Source organism: Psychrosphaera sp. (genome assembly GCF_982872775.1).
The window spans coordinates 13,681-20,943 of record NZ_CEYNSH010000010.1; the positions used below are offsets into that span (position 1 = coordinate 13,681).

At 41.6% G+C, this 7,263-nt stretch carries 9 protein-coding genes; 4 read left to right on the forward strand and 5 right to left on the reverse strand.

The features are described from left to right. On the forward strand, positions 1-1,542 hold a 1,542-nt coding region (locus AC4E96_RS04600; RefSeq protein WP_490255025.1), incomplete at its 5' end, for a methyl-accepting chemotaxis protein. A gap of 28 nt (positions 1,543-1,570) precedes the next feature. Here the strand turns inward: AC4E96_RS04600 and AC4E96_RS04605 are convergent. The 3 genes from AC4E96_RS04605 to AC4E96_RS04615 all read right to left on the reverse strand — a co-directional run bounded on the left by AC4E96_RS04605 (position 1,571) and on the right by AC4E96_RS04615 (position 3,655). Next, on the reverse strand, positions 1,571-2,296 hold the full coding sequence (locus AC4E96_RS04605) for a UDP-2,3-diacylglucosamine diphosphatase (protein ID WP_490255026.1): 726 nt from the start codon (positions 2,294-2,296) through the stop codon (positions 1,571-1,573). 55 nt (positions 2,297-2,351) lie between these two features. Beyond that, positions 2,352-2,846, reverse strand: a complete 495-nt coding sequence (locus tag AC4E96_RS04610) for a peptidylprolyl isomerase (RefSeq protein ID WP_488031835.1) — start codon at positions 2,844-2,846, stop codon at positions 2,352-2,354. Between the two features lie 146 nt (positions 2,847-2,992). After that, positions 2,993-3,655 carry an SDR family oxidoreductase gene (locus AC4E96_RS04615; RefSeq protein ID WP_488031834.1) on the reverse strand — a complete coding sequence of 221 codons (663 nt, stop codon included), beginning with the start codon at positions 3,653-3,655 and terminating at the stop codon, positions 2,993-2,995. A 150-nt stretch (positions 3,656-3,805) separates the two neighbouring features. Between AC4E96_RS04615 and ylqF the strand changes: the two genes are divergently transcribed. From ylqF to AC4E96_RS04630, 3 genes are all read left to right on the forward strand, one after another. Beyond that, positions 3,806-4,735 (forward strand): ribosome biogenesis GTPase YlqF, encoded by a 930-nt coding sequence (gene ylqF, locus AC4E96_RS04620; protein ID WP_488031833.1) that lies wholly within the window; start codon positions 3,806-3,808, stop codon positions 4,733-4,735. A 99-nt stretch (positions 4,736-4,834) separates the two neighbouring features. Further along, a complete protein-coding gene (locus tag AC4E96_RS04625; RefSeq protein WP_488031832.1) occupies positions 4,835-5,239 on the forward strand; it encodes an acyl-CoA thioesterase in 405 nt (134 codons plus the stop codon). A 104-nt stretch (positions 5,240-5,343) separates the two neighbouring features. Next, positions 5,344-5,652: a 4a-hydroxytetrahydrobiopterin dehydratase gene (locus tag AC4E96_RS04630; RefSeq protein WP_488031831.1), complete on the forward strand. Its 309-nt coding sequence runs from the start codon at positions 5,344-5,346 to the stop codon at positions 5,650-5,652. A 179-nt stretch (positions 5,653-5,831) separates the two neighbouring features. On the opposite strand, the gene AC4E96_RS04635 is transcribed toward AC4E96_RS04630, so the two are convergent. Both AC4E96_RS04635 and AC4E96_RS04640 read right to left on the reverse strand, forming a co-directional pair. Further along, a complete protein-coding gene (locus AC4E96_RS04635) occupies positions 5,832-6,539 on the reverse strand; it encodes a DUF445 domain-containing protein (protein ID WP_488031830.1) in 708 nt (235 codons plus the stop codon). Between the two features lie 106 nt (positions 6,540-6,645). Further along, complete coding sequence (locus AC4E96_RS04640) at positions 6,646-7,080, reverse strand: YebG family protein (protein ID WP_488031829.1); 435 nt, start codon at positions 7,078-7,080, stop codon at positions 6,646-6,648. Positions 7,081-7,263: the final 183 nt, after the last annotated feature.

Here is a 7,263-nt window from a genome sequence, read left to right on the forward strand (position 1 = left end):
ATCGCTAATATGAAGGGGCTGACTAATGACCCTGACATTGACACCGTTTTGTTATCGAGACTATTGATCGAAAAACGCTTACCGACACTCAAGTTATTGCTAAATGGTTACGGTTTATCTATGTACGCAGTGGGAGAGCCTCAAGTGTCCTCTGGTACGTTTGATAGTTTGAGCATCGTTTCCGATGAATTAGCCGCTGAGATGGCGACCATTAACGAATTGCGCAATGTGGTCAATGGTCAAGATCAGCGTCTTCAGTCAGTTGTCGCAGCTGATGTTGAACAATTATCTCTCATCGTAGACAACGCACTGATGTATATCGAAGAGCAGTTTTTGATTGCGGAAGATATCGTATTGACCAAAGCACAATTAAACGAACACCTAAATGCAGAACTAGCGATGTTTTATCGCAGCAAATCGGCTTTGTTTGATGAATTTGAATCTCGATTAGAAAAGCGTATTTTTGAGAATACTCGAAACTTCTACATTCTTATCGCCCTAGTAACAACGTCTTTGTTACTCGTTATTTATTTGTTTATTGGAATGAGCTTGTCTATTTCTATTACAACTCGAAGTTTGACCAAAGTCGCCAAGAGTTTAGCTGACGGAGATACGACAGTGAGTGCCAAAATGCTCACAAAAGATGAATTGTCAGAAGCGATCAGCGCATTTAACCAAATGGCGGTTAACGTACATAATTTAGTTGAAGCTGTGCAATCAGCGTCTGCCGGTGTAACTAAGCAAAGTCAAACTGTCGAACAGTTATCTCATCAAACTGGTGAAGCGGTAGAGTCTCAACTACATGATACCCAAGAGATTACTCAAGCAATAGAAGAGCTCCTAGATGCGGTGTCTGTGGTATCAGAGAATACGAACATTGTTGTTAAGTCCTTAACGAGCGCGACAGAGCAGACCCAGCGAGGTCGTAAGACATTAGCAGATGCGCGAAATGCAACCGATGAGCTAGGTCGAGAAATAAAACACTCAGTAGAAGTCATCAATCAACTTTCACAACAAAGCGACAGTATTAACCAAGTTCTTGATGTGATTAAAGGTATTGCCGAGCAAACTAACCTTTTAGCATTGAACGCGGCAATTGAGGCTGCCAGAGCGGGAGAGCAGGGGCGTGGCTTTGCGGTCGTTGCTGATGAAGTGAGAGGACTTGCTAAACGTACCCATGACTCAACCTCGGAAATTCAAAGTACGATTTTGACTTTACAAGATGGTGTTCAAAATGCGGTACAGGCCATGACTCGGTCGGATGAGCAAGCAACAAGAACGATTGAAGAGTCAGCAAAACTTGAAGAGGCCCTTGACCATATAAGTGTTTCTGTAGAGCAGATCAGTGAACAAAACGTAGAAACTGAGCGAGCAACCGAGCGACAGCAAGGATTAGCACAAAGAATTGAGTCTAACTTATCTTCAATAAGTAAAATATCCACCGTCACCGATGAAAACGTGAAAGCGTCAGTTGAAGCAACGGATAAACTGGGTAAATTTGTCGCAAAACTAGAATCAATGTTAGAGAAGTTTAAGACGTAGTAATTGTGTAATACGGTTATACGTAGTCTTAAATTTTTGTTTCAAATGGCAATTGGATAAGCTTAGGTCCAGACGCTCTAAGCTCTAATACTGAGCCTAGTTCATACCAGTCGCCCACCACCAAGCGTAAAGTTTGATTGGCTAACGTATGAATATTAGGTCTGTGCGTGTGCCCGTGTACTAGCCAATCGCATCCTGTTTCAGCTATCACTCGCTCTACTTCTCTTTGTGCCACATCCATAATGTCATCGGATTTTTGCATTTGGCTTTCTTTGCTTTTGAGACGAATATTCGCAGCAATTTGACGACGTTTTTTCAGAGGCAACATCAACATAAAACCTTTCCACCACCAAGAACGACTCTTTTTGCGGAATTTTTGGTAGTCGATGTCGTCAAGACACAGCTGATCGCCGTGCATCATCACGACAGAGTGTCCATAAAGGTTTAGTTGTGTGAGCTCGGGTAGGAGAGTCATACCAGCTCGTTTGCAGTAGGCTTTACCTAGTAAAAAGTCGCGGTTGCCTTGGCAAAAATAAACAGGAGTTGATTGGCTGAAGGAGTGGATACCTTCAGCAATCAAGGAAGTAAATTCATTGATGTCGTCATCACCAATCCAGGCTTCAAACAAATCACCTAGAATATAAAGCGCATCGTGCTTGTTCTCGTTGTCCTTCAAAAACGTTAAAAAACATTGAGTAATATCTGGGCGAGATTCACATAAATGCAAATCAGCAATGACCAGTGTTGACGACATGAAAATCTTCTCTTTGTTAAAGCGTGAAAAACAGCTCGTTACTATTAATCAATGATTACTCAACGATTTCTGCTTTTTCAATGATCACGTCTTCTTTTGGAACGTCTTGGTGCATACCGTAACGACCAGTTTTCACTTCTGAAATCTTGTCTACCACGTCCATACCTTCAACAACTTTACCAAATACACAATAGCCCCAGCCTTGTGTGCTTTCGCTAGTAAAGTTAAGGAAGCCATTGTCTACGCTGTTGATGAAGAATTGTGAACTTGCCGAGTGTGGGTCCATAGTACGAGCCATTGCCAAAGTACCACGCTCGTTTTTAACACCATTGTTTGCTTCGTTTTTGATTGGTGCATTACCGTCTTTTTCTTCCATTCCCGGAGCCATACCGCCGCCTTGAACCATGAAGCCAGGGATAACACGGTGGAAGATAGTACCGTCATAAAAACCAGATTCAACGTAGTTTAAGAAGTTCTCAGTAGTTACTGGCGCTTCTTCAGTAAATAGTTCAATTTTGATCTCGCCAAAATTAGTCGTAAGTAAAACCATGAGTTTTTCCTAATAATTTGAATAAAAAAATATAAATTGTTATGGCCAAATTCTACCTAAAATTTGTGCGCTTCACCTCTTTTATCTTAATCGAAGCGCCTAATTGCTCAATTACTCTGCGATAAAAAGACTTACATTAGTCTAATTTACCAAGGTAGTCGTTCGCCATTGCTATGCCAAAAGCCACCTGTGTTATCAAGATTTAACTCGTCGATGCGTTGTAATAAACCTTCAGCCGCTTCATCTGGGGTGATGTGACCACCAAAATTAACCATACGAGTTTGAACGTATCCTGGATGAAGAAGCGCAACGGCGATGCCTTGATCTTTTAAGTCCAAAGCCAGAGATTTACCAATAGCATTAAGCGCGGCTTTAGAGGCTCGGTAACCATAGCGGCCGCCAGAACCGTTGTCTTCAATAGACCCCATGCGACTGGTAATATGAGCAACCTTGCTGCCGGAAGTCAGGTTATCGAGTAGGGTTTCTGTCACCATTAATGGCGCTAAGGTATTTATCTCGAATTGCTGGCGAATTGAGTCGTAATCAATGTTACCTAACTGCTCGTCTTGCAACAGACCTGCATTATTGATCAACAGGTCAACTTTAGTATCGCCCAAGATAGTTTTAACTTGTTGCAGTTGTTCAGGGTCGGTGACGTCAATTCCACTGATGACCATGCCGGCGATTTCTTCTAGCTCTTCTGAGTCAGAGCGACAAACGCCAATTATATCCCAGCCCTTTGCGGCAAGTTGTTGAGCCATTGCTAAGCCGATACCGCGATTTGCACCTGTTATCACTGCAGTTTTCATAATTGTCCTTTTTGTTTATTCAAAACGAATAAGACAATTGTGGGTATGAGGTGGCTTAAATTCAATAAAATGCGTCAAATAAATAGACGTTTAACCCTAAACAACAAACAGGTAGAATACGCGCATTAAAAATAACCTTGGAGTCCCACAGTGGCGATCAATTGGTTCCCTGGTCATATGCATAAGGCCAGAAAAGAAATTGCGGAAATCATGCCGCAAGTCGACGTAATCATCGAAATTTTGGATGCGCGTATTCCGTTTTCAAGTGAAAACCCACTAGTGCCAGCCCTTCGTGGTGACACACCAGTATTAAAGGTATTAAACAAGTCTGACTTGGCGGACCCGGAGCAAACGGAAGAGTGGCTTACACATTTTAAATCGCAGCGCGGTATTGATGCTATTGCGGTTACTCAACACGAACCTAAGCAAATTAAAGAGCTCATTCCACGAATTCAGGAATTAGTTCCGCATAGAGTTGGGCAAGACAAGCTACTTCGTGCGCTGATCTGTGGTATCCCGAATGTAGGTAAGTCGACCACCATAAACATCTTGGCCGACCGTATCATAGCCAAAACAGGTAACGAGGCGGGTGTAACAAAAGCACAGCAACGAATTCGACTTGATAATAATGTGGTATTGCACGACACGCCGGGGTTCTTGTGGCCAAAATTAGAGCCAGAAGATTGTGGTTATCGCCTCGCAATCACTGGCGGTATCAAAGATACGGTAACTGAAAAAGAAGACATTGCTTATTACGCCATCGAATACATCATGGAATATTACCCTGAGCTTCTAATGTCTCGTTATCAATTTGATGAAATGCCAGCTCAGCCAATCGATGTCATGGATGCAATTGCCCGTAACCGCAGCTGTATCCGAAAAGGTGGCATTGCTGATTTGTATAAGGTGTCAGAAATCATCTTGAATGAGTTTCGCTCGGGCACAATGGGCCGAATCACTTTAGAGACTGTTGAATTGGCAGAGCAAGCTAAAGTTATCATCGCCGAGAAAGAAGCAGAGCGAGCGGCCAAAAAAGAACAAGAAGACGGTAAAAAGAAAAAGCGCCGACGTCGTAAATAAATCTCGATTACGAAGCGCTATTTCAATGCGTAAATAAAACGTAATAGAGCAATTCAATAGAATGATTCAACACAACACTGCTAATCAATAGGAAAGAAAATGGACAAAACGAGTTTGATAAAAGTACGCGGTTTTCACTTAGATGTATATCAACACGTTAATAACGCACGTTACTTGGAGTTTTTGGAAGAAGCTCGCTGGCAGTATTTAGAAGAAAGTGGGGACATTGAGTATTTCACTTCACTGGGGTATGCATGGGCGATTGTTAATATCAACATTAACTACCGAGCGAGTGCCTTGATGGGTGATACGTTAAAATTAACGACAGAATTATCACACATTGGTAATAAGAGTGCGGTATTCCATCAGGTCATTACTAAAGAAGGTACGGATAAAGTGGTTGTCGACGCGGATATTACATTTGTCGTGATGGACCAAAAGACGGGTCGTGCAGTTCCAATTGAGGGTGACCTTTTGACTCGTATGCAAGAGCACCTAAAATAACGTTAGATTCATAACTTAAAAGTGGTCAAAGCCAAAGGCTTTGCTGTATAAAATCAATAAAATGGCAATGATCATATAATTAAATACTAATACGGGGAGAGGCAATGTCTGCAACAAAATTAAGCCAAGAAGAATTAACTCAAGCACTAAGCGAAATTAACTCTAACTTGGGCGATGGTACGCCGTGGCAAGTTATTGATGGTAAGCTACACAAAGAGTTTGTTTTCAAAAACTTCATTCAAGCGTTTGGCTTTATGACTCAAGTCGCAATCCACGCCGAAAAGCTAATACATCATCCAGAGTGGTCGAATGTATGGAATAAAGTCACAGTTGATTTAGTTACCCACGACGTTGATGGTATCAGTGACTTAGATATTAAGATGATTAAGCGTATGGAAAAGCTGGTGGCTTAACTGCACTTTAGATTTGTGCTATCTGACAGTGTCTACGCACTGAAATAGTCTCGAACTATCGATACAAAGCAAAAAGGTGAACCGTTTGAGTTCACCTTTTTTGTTTAGTTCGGATTGTGTAGCCCGACGTGCTTAGTCTGCGAAATAAGTCGAGGCTAAGTTGTGTGATACAAGGTTATTTACAGGGCAAGTAAGTGCATAACAAAGCCGATGGAGCCGCCAAAAACACCACCCCAAACGACTAACCAACCTAGATGCGACTTAATCATTTCTTGAACTAACGTCTTCACCATTTGCGGTGTAAGCTCATCAAGACGTTGTTGGACAATCGATTCAACCTTTTGACGAACGTCAGTCATTGCACTACCAGAGCCTAATTGAGCTTTCAGCTTGTCGGCAAAGTCATCAGACTGAGTTATTTCAATTACCGATGATTTTAGGTTGTCTACGAACGGCTCTTTGAGAGGCATCAGGGCGTCAGTACCGCCGAACATATTAAGCATTCCACCAAATGAACTTTGTTGAATAGTGGTAACTAAAGAGTCAAACGCCGGCGACATGTCAGTTTCTTGAATGAGCGGTTCTAAATCGAAATGATGAGACTCACCCGATTGTTCTGTCAAAAATCGATCGAGGTTTTCCTGAGTGAAAAATTGCTCCATGATTAAACTTTTAATTGCTGCTTTAAACTCTGCAAACTTTAACTGAACAATACCAGAGCCATATAAGCCGGGTACTTTTTCAAAAAGCATATGAACGGCAATCCAGTTGGTAACAGCACCTGATAAAGCGAAAATACCAATATAAAACAACCAATCGATAGACAAGCCATACCCAAGCGCGGTGATGCCCAGTGCAATCAGGTTTGTGATGACGCTTTTATTCAAATTACTTCTCCTATAACAGACAATCTCCCGTGGTTTGTGTAATTGGGATGTATTCAAACCACGGATCATTTATATCAGGTACGTTATAAGGATTTTTTGTTATAACTCAAGCAGCATCGTCTTTTTCGATAACAAAGTCGACTAAATTGTCCTCTGTATCTTCAGAGCGAGAAACGGACTCAGCCTCACTCTTGGTCTTTTTTGCTGTTTCGCCAGAGCTTAAATCAAGATCAGGCTGAGCTTCATCGGCTTTTTTCTTTTTAGTCGCGGCTTTTGCCGTTGGCTTTTTCTTGGCTTGCAGGGCAATCAAAACATCTTCACGTTGTTTGGCTAAGAAAATACTTAGCGCTTCACATTGTTGATCATTGATTTCAAGCTGGCCTTTAAGATCTTCGTGCTGTAACAACTCGAACATACCGTCTGCCATGTCCAACATTTTGTCGTATTCGTCTGCCGCACGTTTGTCAGTAAAGGTCATAACTTCTTGTTCCTTATTGCTTTTGTCGGTACGAATAACGACATAACGAGTTTCAACCGCCATAGCTTTCTCCTAGTGATATAAGCGTAGTGTGGATACAAATTTTATTTAATACCGAATTTATACTGTATGTTTAAACAGTAGTCAAGCGAGTAATATAATCAGGTTAGAAATGCACAACGAATACTCGAGAGTATGAGTGACTTGAAGCTTGAAATAACCAAGCATTAAAAGAAAAAGCTTCAG